The sequence below is a fragment of the Streptomyces sp. NPDC052107 genome, assembly GCF_040680215.1.
GTDB lineage: Bacteria > Actinomycetota > Actinomycetes > Streptomycetales > Streptomycetaceae > Streptomyces.
This window is the reverse complement of sequence record NZ_JBFAWG010000032.1, coordinates 14,421-29,911: the sequence shown is the minus strand read 5'-3', so window position 1 is coordinate 29,911 and position 15,491 is coordinate 14,421. Positions and strand designations below refer to the sequence as shown.

The 15,491-nt window shown below is 72.9% G+C and carries 16 protein-coding genes; 8 read left to right on the top strand and 8 right to left on the bottom strand.

Annotated elements, in window-relative coordinates:
* Window positions 1–18 precede the first annotated feature (18 nt).
* Window positions 19–1,152: a methyltransferase gene (locus AB0M27_RS28165; RefSeq protein ID WP_365725452.1), complete on the top strand. Its 1,134-nt coding sequence runs from the start codon at window positions 19–21 to the stop codon at window positions 1,150–1,152.
* A 269-nt stretch (window positions 1,153–1,421) separates the two neighbouring features.
* On the opposite strand, the gene AB0M27_RS28160 is transcribed toward AB0M27_RS28165, so the two are convergent.
* Together AB0M27_RS28160 and AB0M27_RS28155 are read right to left on the bottom strand one after the other, a co-directional pair.
* Window positions 1,422–2,282, bottom strand: a complete 861-nt coding sequence (locus AB0M27_RS28160) for a class II fructose-bisphosphate aldolase (RefSeq protein WP_365725368.1) — start codon at window positions 2,280–2,282, stop codon at window positions 1,422–1,424.
* A gap of 31 nt (window positions 2,283–2,313) precedes the next feature.
* On the bottom strand, window positions 2,314–3,195 hold the full coding sequence (locus AB0M27_RS28155) for an SIS domain-containing protein (RefSeq protein WP_365725367.1): 882 nt from the start codon (window positions 3,193–3,195) through the stop codon (window positions 2,314–2,316).
* Between the two features lie 124 nt (window positions 3,196–3,319).
* On the opposite strand from AB0M27_RS28155, the gene AB0M27_RS28150 reads away from it, so the two are divergent.
* On the top strand, window positions 3,320–4,099 hold the full coding sequence (locus AB0M27_RS28150) for a DeoR/GlpR family DNA-binding transcription regulator (RefSeq protein ID WP_365725365.1): 780 nt from the start codon (window positions 3,320–3,322) through the stop codon (window positions 4,097–4,099).
* Window positions 4,100–4,249: 150 nt separating this feature from the next.
* Here the strand turns inward: AB0M27_RS28150 and AB0M27_RS28145 are convergent, their stop codons facing one another.
* Window positions 4,250–4,645: a luciferase family protein gene (locus AB0M27_RS28145; RefSeq protein ID WP_365725363.1), complete on the bottom strand. Its 396-nt coding sequence runs from the start codon at window positions 4,643–4,645 to the stop codon at window positions 4,250–4,252.
* A 207-nt stretch (window positions 4,646–4,852) separates the two neighbouring features.
* Complete coding sequence (locus tag AB0M27_RS28140; protein WP_365725362.1) at window positions 4,853–5,866, bottom strand: sigma-70 family RNA polymerase sigma factor; 1,014 nt, start codon at window positions 5,864–5,866, stop codon at window positions 4,853–4,855.
* Between the two features lie 148 nt (window positions 5,867–6,014).
* Here AB0M27_RS28140 and AB0M27_RS28135 point away from each other — a divergent pair, with 148 nt between their 5' ends.
* The 4 genes from AB0M27_RS28135 to AB0M27_RS28120 all read left to right on the top strand — a co-directional run bounded on the left by AB0M27_RS28135 (window position 6,015) and on the right by AB0M27_RS28120 (window position 9,981).
* On the top strand, window positions 6,015–6,743 hold the full coding sequence (locus AB0M27_RS28135; protein ID WP_365725361.1) for an SDR family NAD(P)-dependent oxidoreductase: 729 nt from the start codon (window positions 6,015–6,017) through the stop codon (window positions 6,741–6,743).
* A gap of 98 nt (window positions 6,744–6,841) precedes the next feature.
* Window positions 6,842–7,528: an SDR family oxidoreductase gene (locus AB0M27_RS28130; protein WP_365725359.1), complete on the top strand. Its 687-nt coding sequence runs from the start codon at window positions 6,842–6,844 to the stop codon at window positions 7,526–7,528.
* Window positions 7,529–7,866: 338 nt separating this feature from the next.
* A complete protein-coding gene (locus AB0M27_RS28125) occupies window positions 7,867–9,057 on the top strand; it encodes an MFS transporter (protein WP_365725357.1) in 1,191 nt (396 codons plus the stop codon).
* A 183-nt stretch (window positions 9,058–9,240) separates the two neighbouring features.
* On the top strand, window positions 9,241–9,981 hold the full coding sequence (locus AB0M27_RS28120; RefSeq protein WP_365725355.1) for a maleylpyruvate isomerase family mycothiol-dependent enzyme: 741 nt from the start codon (window positions 9,241–9,243) through the stop codon (window positions 9,979–9,981).
* 7 nt (window positions 9,982–9,988) lie between these two features.
* Here the strand turns inward: AB0M27_RS28120 and AB0M27_RS28115 are convergent, their stop codons facing one another.
* Window positions 9,989–10,387, bottom strand: coding sequence for a MarR family transcriptional regulator (locus AB0M27_RS28115; protein WP_365725350.1), 399 nt, complete (start codon window positions 10,385–10,387; stop codon window positions 9,989–9,991).
* Between the two features lie 85 nt (window positions 10,388–10,472).
* Between AB0M27_RS28115 and AB0M27_RS28110 the strand changes: the two genes are divergently transcribed.
* The gene (locus AB0M27_RS28110; protein WP_365725347.1) at window positions 10,473–11,963 is read left to right on the top strand and encodes an MFS transporter; all 1,491 of its coding nucleotides are present in this window, start codon (window positions 10,473–10,475) and stop codon (window positions 11,961–11,963) included.
* A 179-nt stretch (window positions 11,964–12,142) separates the two neighbouring features.
* Here AB0M27_RS28110 and AB0M27_RS28105 read toward each other — a convergent pair whose 3' ends face one another.
* From AB0M27_RS28105 to AB0M27_RS28095, 3 genes are all read right to left on the bottom strand, one after another.
* A complete protein-coding gene (locus AB0M27_RS28105; protein ID WP_365725345.1) occupies window positions 12,143–12,808 on the bottom strand; it encodes a response regulator transcription factor in 666 nt (221 codons plus the stop codon).
* Window positions 12,805–14,019, bottom strand: a complete 1,215-nt coding sequence (locus AB0M27_RS28100) for a sensor histidine kinase (RefSeq protein WP_365725343.1) — start codon at window positions 14,017–14,019, stop codon at window positions 12,805–12,807. Before AB0M27_RS28100 ends, AB0M27_RS28105 begins: the two co-directional genes overlap by 4 nt.
* Window positions 14,020–14,136: 117 nt before the next feature.
* On the bottom strand, window positions 14,137–14,823 hold the full coding sequence (locus AB0M27_RS28095; RefSeq protein ID WP_365725341.1) for a TetR/AcrR family transcriptional regulator: 687 nt from the start codon (window positions 14,821–14,823) through the stop codon (window positions 14,137–14,139).
* Window positions 14,824–14,968: 145 nt separating this feature from the next.
* On the opposite strand from AB0M27_RS28095, the gene AB0M27_RS28090 reads away from it, so the two are divergent.
* Window positions 14,969–15,418, top strand: a complete 450-nt coding sequence (locus AB0M27_RS28090; RefSeq protein ID WP_365725338.1) for a nitroreductase family deazaflavin-dependent oxidoreductase — start codon at window positions 14,969–14,971, stop codon at window positions 15,416–15,418.
* Window positions 15,419–15,491 lie beyond the last annotated feature (73 nt).

The following is a 15,491-nucleotide window of genomic DNA, read 5'->3' as shown; positions in this document are numbered from 1 at the left end:
GGCACGATGAGCGACCGAATGACGACACCGTGGGGCGAGGTCGAGCTGTCCCGCTTCCCCGAGGATCCCCGCGACCGGCTGCGCGCCTGGGACGCCTCCGACGCGTACCTGCTGCGCCACCTGGCCGAGGAGGGGGTGCCGCTCACCGGCTCGCTCGTGGTGCTCGGGGACCGCTGGGGGGCGCTGGCCACGGCGCTCGCGCAGCACCGGCCGACGCAGATCACCGACTCCTTCCTGAGCCAGGAGGCGACCCGGGCGAATCTGGCGCGGGCCGGTGTCGAGCCCGGTGGCGTCCAGTTGCTGACCACCCAGGATCCGCCGCCGCAGCGGGTGGATGTGCTGCTGGTGCGGGTGCCGAAGAGCCTGGCGCTGCTGGAGGACCAGCTGCTGCGGCTGGCGCCCGCCGTGCACGCCGGCACGGTGGTCGTCGGCACCGGGATGGTGAAGGAGATCCACACCTCCACGATCCAGCTGTTCGAGCGGATCCTCGGCCCGACCCGGACCTCGCTGGCACAGCAGAAGGCCCGGCTGATCTTCTGCACCCCGGACCCGGCGCTGGAGCGGCCGGCGAATCCGTGGCCGTACGGTTATGTCCTCCCGGACGGCATCGGCGCGGTCTCCGGGCGCCCGGTCGTCAACCACGCCGGCGTCTTCTGCGCCGACCGCCTCGACATCGGCACCCGCTTCCTCCTCCAGCACCTGCCCGGACCGGGTGCGGGCCGCGTGGTGGACCTCGGGTGCGGCAACGGCGTGGTCGGTACGGCGGTGGCGCTCGCCGATGCGTCGGCCGAGGTGCTGTTCGTGGACGAGTCCTTCCAGGCGGTGGCCTCGGCGGAGGCGACGTACAAGGCCAACGGGGTGCCGGGACACGCGGAGTTCCGGGTCGGTGACGGGCTGGCCGGAGTGGCGCCCGGCAGTGTGGACCTGGTCCTGAACAACCCGCCGTTCCACTCCCACCAGGCCACGACCGACGCGACGGCGTGGCGGATGTTCACAGGGGCGCGGCGCGCGCTGCGGCCGGGGGGTGAGCTGTGGGTGATCGGTAACCGGCACCTGGGCTATCACGTGAAGCTGAGGCGGTTGTTCGGGAACTGTGAACTGGTCGCGTCGGACCCGAAGTTCGTGGTGCTGAAGGCGGTCAAGAGGGGCTAGTGGCCGGACCGGAGGCCATTTCGGCGGTGCCGTGGCCGGCGACGGAGCCCCATCGCCCCTCGGCCCGCCGAGGTCGTCTGACGCTTCGTCCGCTCCGCCCCGTCGGCCGAGTTGCGACCTCTGCGAGGGCGGAGAGATGGTTGGTGATGTCGGCCAGAAACCACATACGCACCCGCCCATGGGTGGGTGGGTATGTGGTCACCCACGCCCCGGCGTTCGTCCGCGCCCCGGCGGGCAGGTGCGCCAACCCGGAGCCGGGCGGCCCCTGGTCAGGTGCCGGCGCGGCCCAGAACGCCGATGATGCGCGCCACCTCCCGGGCCATCGCCTCCCTGCCCACGCCGAGGTACTTGCGTGAGTCGACGGCCTCCGGGTGGGCGGCGAGGAAGTCCCGGATCGCGCCCGTCATGGCCGCGTTGAGGGCGGTGCCGACGTTGACCTTTGCGATACCGCCCGCGACCGCAGCGACCAGTCCGTCGTCGGGCACGCCGGAGGAGCCGTGCAGGACCAGGGGCGTGGACAGCGCGGCGGACAGGCGCTTCAGCAGGCCGTGATCGAGGGTGGCGGTGCGGGTCGTCATGGCGTGCACGCTGCCGATGGCCACGGCGAGGGCGTCGACCCCGGTGCGGGCGACGAAGTCGCGGGCCTGGTCGGGGTCGGTGCGGGCGCCGGGCGCGTGGGCGTCCAGCGGGAGCCTGCCGTCCTTGCCGCCGATTTGACCCAACTCGGCCTCGATCCACAGCCCTTGGGCGTGCACCCAGTCGGCGGCGGCCCGGGTGGCGGAGAGGTTGTCGGCGTACGGCAGCCGGGCCGCGTCGTACATCACCGAGCTGAACCCGGCGTCGAGCGCCTGGCGCAGCAGGTGGTCGCTCTGGACATGGTCCAGGTGCAACGCGGCCGGAACGGCGGCGCGTTCGGCGGCGGCGACGGCGGCCCGGGCCAGCGGCAGCAGCCGCCCGTAGCGGAACTTGACGGCGTTCTCGCTGACCTGGAGCACGACGGGCGCGCCGGCCGACTCGGCGCCGGCGATGACGGCCTCGACGTGTTCCAGGGTGATGACGTTGAACGCGGCGACGGCGGAGCTGGTTGCGGCGGCTGCGGTGACCAGCTCGCCGGTGGACGCGAGGGGCACGTGAGGTGTCCTTCCGGGCGCGGGCCGGGGCTCAGGGGGCGAGGATCACCGAGCGGGTGAGATGGCGGGGCTGGTCGGGGTCGAGGCCACGGGTGGCGGCGACGGCGACCGCGAGCCGCTGGACGCGGACGAGCTCGGCGAGCGGATCGAGCCCGCCGGCGATCCACCGGCCGCCGGTGGCGCGAACCTGTTCGGCGAGCCCGTCGGGTGCCTCGCCGAGCATCCAGGTGGCCGTGCCCTCGGTGGTGATGCTGATCGGGCCGTGCCGGTACTCCATCGCCGGATACGCCTCGGTCCAGGACAGCGATGCCTCACGCATCTTCAGCCCGGCCTCGTTCGCGAGCCCGACGGTCCAGCCGCGCCCGAGGAAGGTGAACTGGGTGCAGAGGACCAGCCCTTCGGGAAGAGGAGTGCTGAGGGCCGTGCGCGCGTCGGCGACCACGGAGTCGGTGTGCAGGCCGAGATGGGCGCGCAGGAGGGTGAGGGCGGTGGTGGCGAACCGGGTCTGGACGACGGAGCGTTCGTCGGCGAAGTCCAGCACCACGAGGTCGTCGGCGGCCGAGGCCACCGGGGTGTCCGGATCGCCGGTGACGGCCGTGGTCCGATTCCGGCCCCGCAACTCGTCCAGTAGTTCGAGTACTTCGGTGGTGGTGCCGGAGCGGGTGAGGGCCACCACCCGGTCGTACCGGCGCCCGCAGGGGAACTCGGACGCGGCGAACGCGTCGGTCTCGCCCTGGCCGGCGCCCTCCCGCAGGGCGGCCACCGCCTGCGCCATGAAGTACGAGGTACCGCACCCCACGATCGCGACCCGCTCCCCCGGCCCCGGCAACGCGTCCCGGTACCGCTCCGCCTCCTCGGCCGCCCGTATCCAGCACTCCGGCTGACTGTTCAGCTCGTCCTCGACATGGGTCATGGCCCACACCCTCCCCTGACTGATTGTTCCTGCAAGATATAGCGATCTTTCGAGCACAATCAAGCATTCGAGCGCAGAGTCCGGTGCGCTAGGGTCACGGGACCACGGAGAACGGAGGCTGCGGATGTCCCGGGACGCCCGCTGGAAGGCGCTGCTGGAACTGCTCGTCGAGCGCGGCCGGCTGGAGGTGGAGGAGGCGGCGGCCGAGCTGGAGGTGTCGGCGGCGACGATCCGCCGGGACTTCGACCAGCTCGCCGAGCAGCAGATGCTGGTGCGCACCCGGGGCGGCGCGGTGGTGCACGGGGTGTCGTACGAACTCCCCCTGCGCTACAAGACGGCCCGCCGCGCCACGGAGAAGCAGCGCATCGCCAAGGCCGTCGCCGAACTCGTCGCGCCGGGCGAGGCGGTGGGGCTGACCGGGGGCACGACCACCACGGAGGTGGCCCGCGCCCTGGCCGTACGCGGCGATCTGGCCACCGGATCGCCCGCGCTGACCATCGTCACCAACGCGCTCAACATCGCCAACGAGCTCGCCGTACGGCCGCAGTTCAAGATCGTGGTGACGGGCGGTGTGGCGCGCCCGCAGTCCTTCGAGCTCATCGGCCCGCTCGCGGACGGGGTGCTCGGTCAGATCACGCTCGACGTGGCGGTGCTCGGGGTCGTCGCCTTCGACGTCACGCACGGCGCGGCGGCCCATGACGAGGCGGAGGCCGCGATCAACCGGCTGCTGTGCGAGCGCGCCGAGCGGGTGGTGGTCGCCGCGGACTCCAGCAAGCTGGGCCAGCGGGCGTTCGCCCGGATCTGCGGGGCGGAGCTGGTGGACACGCTCGTGACGGACACGGCCGTGGGGCAGGAGACGGTACGCCGCTTCGAGGAGGCGGGCGTCCGGGTCGTCGCGGTGTGACGACGGGCGCGGACTCACGGCGACGAAGGGTCCCTGCACCGGCCGCCGGGTGCCCGCCGTGCTGCCGGCGCCGTTCGAGGCGTACAGCCGGCGCGAGTTCAGCGGTGCGGTCGGCCTGTCCTCACAGTGACCGCGCCACGCCGGCTCGGCTCAGATGCCGCCGAGGTCGGCCTTCACGAACCCCGCTCCGCGCTGGTCGTTGCAGCCCGCCGCCGGCCGGTCGAGCGGGTCGGGCCAGGCCTGCTGGGCCTGGAGCGCCACGCTCACCAGGGTCAGCAGCAGGTCGACGTCGCTCGCCGCGTCGAGGCGCAGGGTCACCCACTGCGAACCGGGCACGATCCTGATCGCGCCCGAGTCCCTGAGGTCCTTGGCGAACCGCCGGATCGCCCGGTCGGTCAGCCGCAGATCCACATCGCGGTCCGAGTGGAAGTGGGCGATCTCGCCCTGGGCCGAACTCACGCCCTGTCCCAGGCCGCAGCTCGGGTCCGTCTGACTCAGGTCGGGCCAGGTCGCCAGTTGCGCGAGCGCGCGCGAGGCCAACGTCATGGGCCCATCATGGCCCGCTCACCCCTCGGCAACCAGCTCGTGAGCAAGCATTAACCGACCTGTATCCGAGCCCAGAGCGCGCCGGGACGCCCTCGGAGCACACCGAACGGGGCGTCCGCCGCGCCGCGTTGACGCCGTCGCCAGCCCGGGCGAGCACAAGTCGGTGCTGGTCAAGGCCACATCGGTCGATTCTTGGGCACGCGGGATCTAGTCCCGGAGTGTCCGGGGCAGGCCGAAGCGCGGCAGAAGTTGGTTGTCGCCGAAGCGGGTGATGGCGGAGATCCGGTCGTCTCGCAATGTGAGAACGACAAGCCCGTAGGCGTGTGCGACCGGGCTGCCGGGCTCGCGCAGATAGCTGCCGAACGCGGGCTGGCCGTTCGCACGCGTGGGTACGAGGCGCAGCGCCCGGCCACCCCACCAGGACAGGGCGCGGTAGAACCGGGCGATCGCCGTGTGCCCCTGGTACTCCAGCGGCTCGGGCGGCATCGTCAGCCAGGCGTCCTCGGTGAGCAGCGCGACGAGCCCGTCGACGTCGGAGTTCTCCAGCGCGTCCACGAACCGTCCGACGAGCGCGCGTTCCCGTGCCGAGCGCGGCAGGGGCACACGGTCCCGGCCCGGTGCGGGAAGCCGGCCGTCCAGCGCCGCACGCGCGCGCTGCAGGGCGCTGTTCACCGACACACCGCTGCTGTCGAGGAGTTCGGCCACCTCGGCGGCACGGAAGCCGAGCACATCGCGCAGCACCAGGACCGCGCGCTGCCGTGGCGGCAGATGCCGGAGCCCGGCCGTGAACGACAGCGCCAGCGCCTCCCTCGTCTCGTAACGGGCCTCGGGGCCCGGCGCGCTGTCGGGCAGGTCCGCCAGCAGGGCGTCCGGGTAGGGCTCGTACCAGATGTCCTCGGAGCGGCGCGTGGGCTCGGGCACGTCCACCGGCGGGCGGGCCGGCTCGCGCGGCTGCGGCCGACGGCCCGCGTCGCGCAGGGCATTGAGACAGCGGTTGGTCGCGATGCGGTACAGCCAGGCGCGTACGGAGGCCCGGCCCTGAAATCCGTCCAGCCCGCGCCAGGCGGCCAGCAGAGTCTCCTGGACCATGTCCTCCGCGTCCTGTACGGAGCCGAGGATCCGGTAGCAGTGCAACTGGAGCTCGCGCCGGTGCTGCTCGGTGAGCGCCCGGAACGCCTCCCCGTCGCCGGCCCGGGCACGGTCCAGGGTCGTCTCGGTCACCACGGCATCCCTCGCCTCGCCACTTCCGCTCTTCCACCGGTCCTCTCGGTAAGGACACCGTCCGGGCCGGAAAGTCATCGGTGACCTGCCGGGGGCGCCCGTGTCTCTACAAGCGACCGACTTTCGCAACGCACCGAGGGAGATCACCGTGACGAACATCGCGGGCAGTGCCGTTCTGATCACCGGCGGCAATCGCGGCATCGGCCGGGAGCTGGTGGAGGAGGCCCTGGCGAGGGGTGCGGCGCGGGTGTACGCCGGTACCCGCGCGCCACTGGACCACCCCGACCGGCGGGTCACGCCTCTGCAGCTGGACGTGACGGACGCGGACCGGCTGCGCCGGGCCGTCGAGGAGGTCGGATCCCTCGACGTCCTGGTCAACAACGCCGGCATCGCCGTACCCGACGAGCTGGACGACCGTACCGCCCTCGAACGGCATCTCGCCGTCAACCTCTTCGGCACCTACGACGTGATCCGGGCCTTTCTGCCGCTGCTGCTCCGCTCCCAGGGAGCGATCGTCAACAACCTGTCCCTGAACAGCCTCGCGGCGCTTCCGCTGCTCCCGGCCTACTCGGTGTCGAAGGCGGCCGCGTTCTCCCTGACGCAGTCGCTGCGCACCCTGCTCGCGGGACGGGGCGTGCGGGTGCACGCCGTGCTGACCGGCCCCGTGGACACCGGCATGACCCGCTCTCTCGACATCCCGAAGGCGTCGGCCGAGTCCGTGGCGCGCGCGGTCTTCGACGGTGTGGAGAAAAACGAGGAGGACATCTTCCCCGACCCGCTGTCGGCGTCTCTGGCCGATGGCTGGCACGGCGGCGTGGTGAAGGCCCTGGAACGGCAGCTGGCCGGCCTGCCGGCGGCACGATCCACCGGCTCCTGAGCCGTTCAGCCCGCGCGAAAGGGCGCCTGGCGACACCGCCCGGACACCACCCACCCACATCCGCATCCGCCGTGCATCAAGCATCCGGGAGGAACCCCATGAACATCCACAAGGCCCTGGTCATCGGCGCCGCCGGCAGCGTCGGCCGCGCCACCGTCGACGCCCTCACCGCCGCCGGTGTCCGCGTCCTGGCCGCCGGTCACGAGCGGGACGCCACGGATCCCGCGCAGATCACGGCGCTCCTCGGGGAGGCCGACCCGGACCTCGTCGTGGTCGCCGCGGGTACCCGGCCGCGGATGGCGCCGGTCGCGGAGCAGAGCTGGGAGTCGTTCTCGGCCCCGTGGCACGTCGACGTCAGGATCGCCTTCGAGGTCGGCCGCGCCGCTCTCGCACGGCCGTTGCGGCCGGGCTCGACCGTGGTGATCCTCTCCAGCGGCGCCGGGCTCGGCGGCTCACCGCTGTCGGGCGGCTACGCCGGCGCCAAGCGGACGCAGATGTTCCTGGTCGGCTGTCTCCAGCGCGAAGCCGACGCCCGCGGACTCGGCGTCCGGTTCGTCGCCCTGGTCCCGGGCCAGTTGCTGACCGGAACCGCGATCGGCGAGGCCGCGGCCGCCGCGTACGGCGCCGAGACCGGCCAGTCGGCCGACGCCTATCTGAAGGAGCACTTCCCGGTGCCGCTCGACGCGACCGGGGTCGCGCGGGCCGTCGTCGCGATCGCCTCCGGCGAGGACCACGGCGGGCGGACGGTGCTGAAGGTGACGGGGAAGGGGGTCGAGCCGGTCTGATACGCGCGGGGGTGCGGGGCCCGTCACCGATCGGCTGCGGGCTGCGGGCGCCGAGTCGCATGGGCCGAGTCACGCGGGCCGGCCTCCGCACCTGCGCGGTGTCACACGGGCACACATAGGGCGGCACGCGAAGGCAGGCAGGCAGGCAGGCAGGCAGGCAGGGCACGGAACGCCGGCGTCTCCTGTCCGTCACGCCCACCGCCGGCGCGAGCGCGCCCCGCTCGCGCCTCCTCGCACCCATCGACCCACCGGGACCGCCCCGGCGCTCGGCATTTCGCTTGCCCCGCACCGGCGCCCCCGCCTAGCCTGACTTTGTGCCGCTAATAAACAAACCCCGAATGCACAGCGTCGTGCCGGGTGGCAGCCGCGATCTCTCCCGGCTCCGCGTCGCGCTCACGGCCTTCTTCGCCCTCGACGGCTTCGTCTTCGCGGGCTGGGTCGTCCGTATCCCCGCCATCAAGCAGCAGACCGACTCCTCCGCCAGCGCCCTGGGCCTCGCCCTGCTCTGCGTCTCCGCCGGTGCTGTCGTCACCATGACCCTGACCGGGCGGCTGTGCCGCCGCTACGGCAGCCATCCGGTCACCGTGGTCTGCGCCGTCCTGCTCTGCCTCAGCGTCAGCCTGCCCCCGTTGACCCACTCCGCGCCTGCCCTCGGCGCCGTACTCCTCGTCTTCGGCGCCGCTTACGGCGGCATCAACGTCGCCTTCAACAGCGCCGCCGTCGACCTGGTGGCCGCGTTGCGGCGGCCGATCATGCCGTCGTTCCATGCGGCGTTCAGCCTCGGCGGCATGATCGGCGCCGGTCTCGGCGGACTGGTCGCGGGCACGCTCTCCCCCACGCGGCATCTGTTCGGCCTGGCCCTCATCGGGCTGCTCGTCACGGCCGTCGCCGGGCGCGCCCTGCTGCGGCAGGAACCGCCCGCCCCGGCGGACCCCACCCTCTCCTCGCCCCCGGAACCGCACCGTGCCGCGGCGCGGCAAACCGGTGGCCGCGGGCTGGTCGTCGTCTTCGGGCTGATCGCGCTGTGCACCGCCTACGGCGAAGGCGCCATGGCCGACTGGGGCGCGCTCCACCTCCAGCAGGACCTCGCGGCGTCGTCCGGCGTGGCGGCGGCCGGGTACTCGTGTTTCGCGCTGGCCATGACCGTGGGCCGGGCAACCGGCACGACCCTCCTGGAGCGCCTCGGCCGCGCCCGCACGGTGATCGCCGGCGGCACCGTCGCGGCGGTGGGCATGCTGCTCGGCTCCCTCGCGCCGTCCGTGTGGGCCGCGCTGATCGGCTTCGCCGTCACCGGACTCGGGCTCGCCAACCTCTTCCCGGTCGCCGTGGAGCGGGCGGGCACGCTGACCGGTCCGTCCGGCGTGGCCGTCGCCTCGACCTTCGGCTACGGCGGCATGCTGCTCGGGCCGCCCGCCATCGGGTTCATGACCGACTGGTTCTCCCTGCCGGCCGCGCTCACCAGCGTCGCGGCACTGGCCGCCGTCGCCACGGCCATCGGGGTGTCCACGCGGCGAACGCTGGGCGCGTGAGCCGACAGCCGACACCACCCGGCCCCGAGCGCATCGAGCAGACGGGGCCGGCCGACACACCGCGACCGGCCCGAACAGCTCTGGGTGCAGAACACCCGGTCAGCCGCCGCGCCGAAGGCCCAGCCGGTCCCCCACCGAGAATTACCGACCCGTCGAGCACCCCCATCCGGCACACTCAGCCCCATGGACACTGCCGACTTCCTTCAGACCCTGGACCGGGAGGGCCGGTTGCTCGCGGCGGCCGCCGCCACGGCGGGGACCGATGCCAAGGTGCCGACCTGCCCGGAGTGGCAGGTGCGCGACCTCCTGCGGCACATCGGCACGGTGCACCGGTGGGCCGCGGCCGTCGTCGCCGACGGACAACCGGATCCTCGCCCCTTCGGTGACCTGCCGGACCTGGACGGAGACGAACTGCTGGACTGGTACCGGGACAGTCACCGCCTGCTGGTCGACACCCTGGCCGCCGCGCCCGCCGACCTGGAGTGCTGGACCTTCCACCCGGCGCCCAACCCCTCGGCGCTGGCCTTCTGGACCCGCCGGCAGGCGCACGAGACGACCGTCCACCGGTACGACGCGGAGGCCGCGCGCGGCGGTACGGCCTCGCCGATCGCGCCGGACTTCGCGGTGGACGGCATCGACGAACTGCTGCGCGGTTTCCACGCCCGCGCCAGGAGTCGCGTGCGCACACCGGAGCCGCGCGCGCTGCGGGTACGCGCGCTGGACGCGGGGCCGGAGGCGGTGTGGACCGTACAGCTCACGGCCGAGCCGCCGGTGACCGTCCGGGACGCGGCGGACGAGGCCGATGCCGAACTGTCGGGCCCCGCCGACAAGTTGTACCTCGCCCTGTGGAATCGGGAGCCCGTGCCGAGCGTGTCCGGTGATCGCTCCCTGGCCGCGCTCTGGCGGGAGAAGGGCGGAATCTGACGCCCGGTCAGTCGCCCTCGGCCAGCATCCGGGTCAGCACCGCGCGCTGCACCGGCCGCACCTCGCCGTGCAGCGCGCGCCCCTTCGCCGTGAGCGCCACGCGGACCCCGCGCCGGTCCTCGGCGCACATCGCGCGCTCGACCAGGTCGTCCTTCTCCAGGCGCCCGATCAGCCGGGACAGCGCGCTCTGGCTGAGATGGACGCGTTCGGAGATCTCCTGCACACGGTAGGCGCAGCCGCCGTCCGCCGCCGCGCCCTCGGCCAGCAGGTCGAGGACCTCGAAGTCGCTGGCGCACAGGCCGTGTCCGTGCAGAGCCCGGTCCAGCTCGCACTGGGTGCGGGCATGCAGCCCCAGGATGCCCCGCCACTGCTCCACGAGCGCCTGCTCGGCCCTGTTCGACGCCATGGGCGCACCGTAGCAGAGAACCAAGATTATTGCATCGGAATTAAATGCATTTGCATCTGATGCATGCGCATGTAGTGTCTTCCGCATGACCTCACCGCTCACCCACTCCGCGGCCCCGTCGCCGGCGGTTCGCTGGACTCCCCGACTGTGGGGCACCCTGCTGGTGCTCTGCGCGGCGATGTTCCTGGACGCGCTGGACGTGTCGATGGTCGGCGTCGCGCTGCCGTCCATCGGCTCCGACCTCCACCTGTCCACGTCGACGCTGCAATGGATCGTCAGCGGCTACATCCTCGGCTACGGCGGCCTGCTCCTGCTCGGCGGCCGCACCGCCGACCTGCTCGGCCGGCGTCAGGTGTTCCTCGTCGCCCTCGGCGTCTTCGCGCTCGCCTCGTTGCTCGGCGGGCTCGTGGACTCGGGTCCGCTGCTGATCGCCAGCCGTTTCATCAAGGGCCTGAGCGCGGCCTTCACGGCTCCGGCCGGCCTGTCGATCATCACCACGACGTTCCCTGAGGGCCCGCTGCGCAACCGCGCCCTCTCCATCTACACCACCTGCGCCGCCACCGGCTTCTCCATGGGCCTGGTGCTCTCGGGCCTGCTCACCGAGGCCAGCTGGCGCTTCACCATGCTGCTGCCCGCGCCGATCGCCCTCCTCGCGCTGCTCGCCGGCCTGCGGCTGCTGCCGCGCAGCGCCCGCGAGGAGAACCACGACGGCTACGACATCCCCGGCGCCGTCCTCGGCACCGCGGCGATGCTGCTGCTGGTCTTCACCGTCGTCCAGGCCCCCGGGGCCGGCTGGGCCTCGGCCCGCACGCTGCTGTCCTTCCTCGCCGTCGCCGTGCTGCTGACCGTCTTCGTCCTGGTCGAGCGGCGCTCGCCGAGCCCGCTGATCCGGCTGGGCGTGCTGCGCTCGGGCAGCCAGGTGCGCGCCCAGCTCGGCGCGATCGCCTTCTTCGGCTCGTACGTGGGCTTCCAGTTCTTGACCACGCTGTACATGCAGTCCCTGCTCGGCTGGTCCGCGCTGCACACGGCGCTCGCGTTCCTGCCGGCGGGCGCGCTGGTGGCGGTGTCCGCCACGAAGGTCGGCGCGATCGTCGACCGGTTCGGCACCCCGCGCCTGATCGCGACCGGATTCGTCTTCATGGTCCTCGGCTACGCGCTGTTCCTGCGCGTCGACCTCGACCCGGTGTACGCGGCCGTGATCCTGCCGTCCATGCTCCTGATCGGCGCGGCCTGCGCGCTGGTCTTCCCGTCGCTCAACATCCAGGCCACCAGCGGCGTCGAGGACCACGAGCAGGGCATGGTCTCCGGTCTGCTCAACACCTCGGTGCAGGTGGGCGGCGCGATCTTCCTGGCGGTGGTCACCGCCGTGGTGACGGCGGGCGCCCCCGCGCACGCCACCCCGCAGGCCGTCCTCGACAGCTACCGGCCCGGCTTCATGGTCGTCACGGGCATCGCGGCGGCCGGCCTGCTGATCACCCTCACCGGTCTGCGCAGCCGTCGTACACAGCGGTCCCTCGTGGTCGCCAGGTCCACGGCGGAGGAGGCAGAAGCGGAGCGCGTGCCGGTCCGTGACTGAGCTCTCCGCGGGAAAGCCGTGACGGGCCGTCGATCGTCTGTGGGTCCGTCGTGGCTGATCGCGCAGTTCCCCGCGCCCTGCGGGGCGCTGCCGCGCCCGGCGGGGCTGTTGCTCCGCCGGGCGCGCGTCCGTGAAGCTGGTGCACTCCTCAGCGCGCTGGTGCGCTTCCGGCGGGCGGTTCAGCCCAGCCAGCCCGGGCGTACCAACCCCGACTCGTAGGCCAGCACGACGAGTTGGGCGCGGTCCCGCGCGCCCAACTTCACCATCGTGCGGCTCACATGGGTCTTGGCGGTCAGGGGGCTGACCACCAGCCGGCGGGCGATCTCCTCGTTGGACAGGCCGATGCCGACCAGCGCCATCACCTCCCGCTCCCGCTCGGTGAGCCGGCCGAGGGCGTCCGCCGCCGCGGGTTCCTTGGAGCGGGCCGCGAACTCCGCGATCAGCCGGCGGGTGACGCCCGGCGACAGCAGCGCGTCACCCTGCACCACCGCCCGTACCGCGCGCAGGAGTTCCTCCGGTTCGGTGTCCTTCACCAGGAAGCCGGAGGCGCCGGAGCGGATCGCCTCGAAGACGTACTCGTCCAGCTCGAAGGTGGTGAGCATGACCACCTTCACGTCCTTCAGCTCCGCGTCGGCGGTGATGCGCCGGGTCGCGGCGAGGCCGTCGAGCAGGGGCATGCGGATGTCCATCAGGACGACGTCCGGCCGCAGTTCGCGCACCAGCCGCAGCGCCGCCTCGCCGTCGGCCGCCTCGCCGGCCACCGCGATGTCCGGCTGAGCGTCGAGCAACGCCCTGAAACCGGCCCGCACGAGCGACTGGTCGTCGGCGAGCAGTACCCGGATCACTGGTCCTCCCTGGGGTGCGACGGCAGTCTGGCGAGCACCCGGAAGCCGCCGTCGGGGCGCGGGCCCGCCTCGATGGTGCCACCGAGCGCGGCGGCCCGTTCCCGCATACCGGCGAGCCCGTTGCCGCTGCCCCCGGCGTCGGCGCCGGTGGCCGGCCCGTCGTCGTCGATGCGCAGCCGCAGCGCCTCGCCGTCGTGGGCGAACCGCACGCGCGCGTGCCGCGATCCGGAGTGCCGTACGACGTTGGTCAGGGCCTCCTGCACGATACGGAAGACGGCGAGGTCGGCGCCGGGCGGCAGCTGCGGCGGCTCGCCCTCGATCTCCACGGTGAGTCCGGCCGCGGCCGCCTGTTCCACCAGCTCCGGCAGCCGGTCCAGGCCGGGGGCGGGGGCGCGCGGCGCGGCGCCGGGCGCGCGCAGGGTGTCGAGGACCTGGCGCACCTCGCCGAGGGCCTCCTTGCTGGCGGCCTTGATGGTGGTGAGCGCGGCGCGCGCCTGCTCGGGGTCTCTGTCGAGCAGCGCGAGCCCCATGCCGGCCTGGACGTTGATGACGGAGATGCTGTGCGCGAGGACGTCGTGCAGCTCGCGGGCGATCCGGAGCCGTTCCTCGTCCGCGCGGCGCCGCGCGGCCGCCGCCCGGTCGGCGCGCTCCCGCGCCCACTGCTCGCGCCGCACCCGGACCAGTTCGGCCAGGGCGACGACGGCCAGCACCCAGGCGCCGATACCGATCTCCTGATAGACGCTCCCGGCATTGTCGCCCGCGGGTGGGAGCCAGCGGTAGAGCCACAGGGCGATCAGGGCGTGCCCGGCCCACAGCAGGCCTACGGCGCCCCAGGCCGCCCGCCGGTGCCCGGCGACGAGCGCGCTGAAGCAGCCGATGGCGACGATCAGGAACACCGGTCCGTAGGGGTATCCCGCGGCCAGGTAGACGAGGGTCGCCGCCGCGGTGCCGTAGGCCACGGCCACCGGGTGCCGGTGCCGCCACAGGAGCAGGACCGAGGCGACGAGCAGCAGCAGGCGCGCGGAGGCGTCCAGGGGCACGCGATGGGGCTGGCTGTGGGCCGCGAAGTGGGTGCCGATGAGGACGAACGCGGTGAGCAGCGCGGTGGTGCGCCAGGGCCAGTGTGCCCGGTTCGGCTCCGTCTCTTCGGGGGCGCTCCGCCACGCCGGCCCGTGCCGCCACCACTGCCCTGGGGCGCGCTGGTCTTCCATGCAGGCCACGGTAGACGCCGCCGGGCGGCCCGGGCGTCAGCCGGACGAGGTGATCAGGCGTACTCCCGGGGAAGTACGACGCCCACCGCGGGCTTGGCATCGGGCGCCGCCCTGCGCCTACCGCAGCCCGACTCCGTGCGCCAGCCCCGTGACCGCGTGCCGGAAGAAGGCCTCCCGGTCCTCGACCACCTTGTTGAACTGGCCGAACAGCTCGAAGCTGACCAGCCCGAACAGCTGGGCCCAGGCCGCCACCAGTGCCGTGATCGCCTCGGGCGGCAGATCGGGAGCGAGGTCGGCGGCCATGCGCTCGGCCTCGGGGCGCAGCCCGTCGGGCACGGCGAGGCCGGCGAGGCCGGAGTCCTCGTGGGTGTCCCGGACGATGCCGATGAAGACCAGGCCGACCCGGGCCGCGGCCGGGACGGTCGTCTGAGGGGCGGCATAACCCGGCACGGGCGAGCCGTAGATCAGCGCGTACTCGTGCGGGTGGGCGAGCGCCCAACCGCGCACCGCCTCGCACACCGCCGTCCAGCGGGCCACCGCAGCGGCGCCGGCCGCGGCGTCCCGCGCCTGTTCGGCCGCGGCGCCGAGGGAGTCGTAGGCATCGATGATCAGCGCGGTGAGCAGCTCGTCACGGCTGGGGAAGTAGCGGTAGAGCGCCGAGGAGACCATGCCCAGTTCTCGGGCGACGGCCCGCAGCGAGAGCTTGGCCGCGCCTTCTTCCGCCAGCTGTCTGCGGGCCGCTTCCTTGATGGCGGCGGTGACTTCGATCCTGGCCCGTGCCCGGGCGCCCTGTGCGGTGCTCATACCAGCAGTGTGCCACGGAGGAGAGCAGTGCACACAAAAGAGAGCGGCGAACAAAAAAGAGAGCGCCGCTCTTGCTTCAGAGCACCCGTCTGCGCCACAATCAAGTCGAGCGAGAGCACCGCTCTCCCAAATCGTGGGGGTCACCATGTCGACACACGTCAAGAAGCCGGGCTGGTTCACCGTCAACGTCTTCAACCGGGCGGTGGCCTGGCTCACCCGGCGCGGCCTCAGCATCTGGGGCTCCCGGGTGCTGGCGGTACGCGGACGCAAGAGCGGAGAGTGGCGAACCACTCCGGTGAACCTGCTGACGGTGGACGGGCAGCACTACCTGCTCGCCCCGCGCGGCCATGTCCAGTGGACCCACAACATGCGGGCGGCCGGCGGCGGCGAGCTGCGGCTCGGCAAGAGCGTGGACGTCTTCACCGCCACCGAGGTCGCCGACGACGACAAGGTCCCGCTGCTGCGGGCCTACCTCAAGCGCTGGAAGGCGGAGGTCGGGGTCTTCTTCAACGGCGTCGGCCCCGACTCCCCGGACGCAGATCTGCGGCGCATCGCCCCCGACCACCCGGTCTTCCACATCACGGTCACGAACTGACCGGAACCCGCTCCGGCTCGGCACGGACCGGCCGCCCCCACCGGCCCGGTTCTCGTGCGTCCCACACCGACCC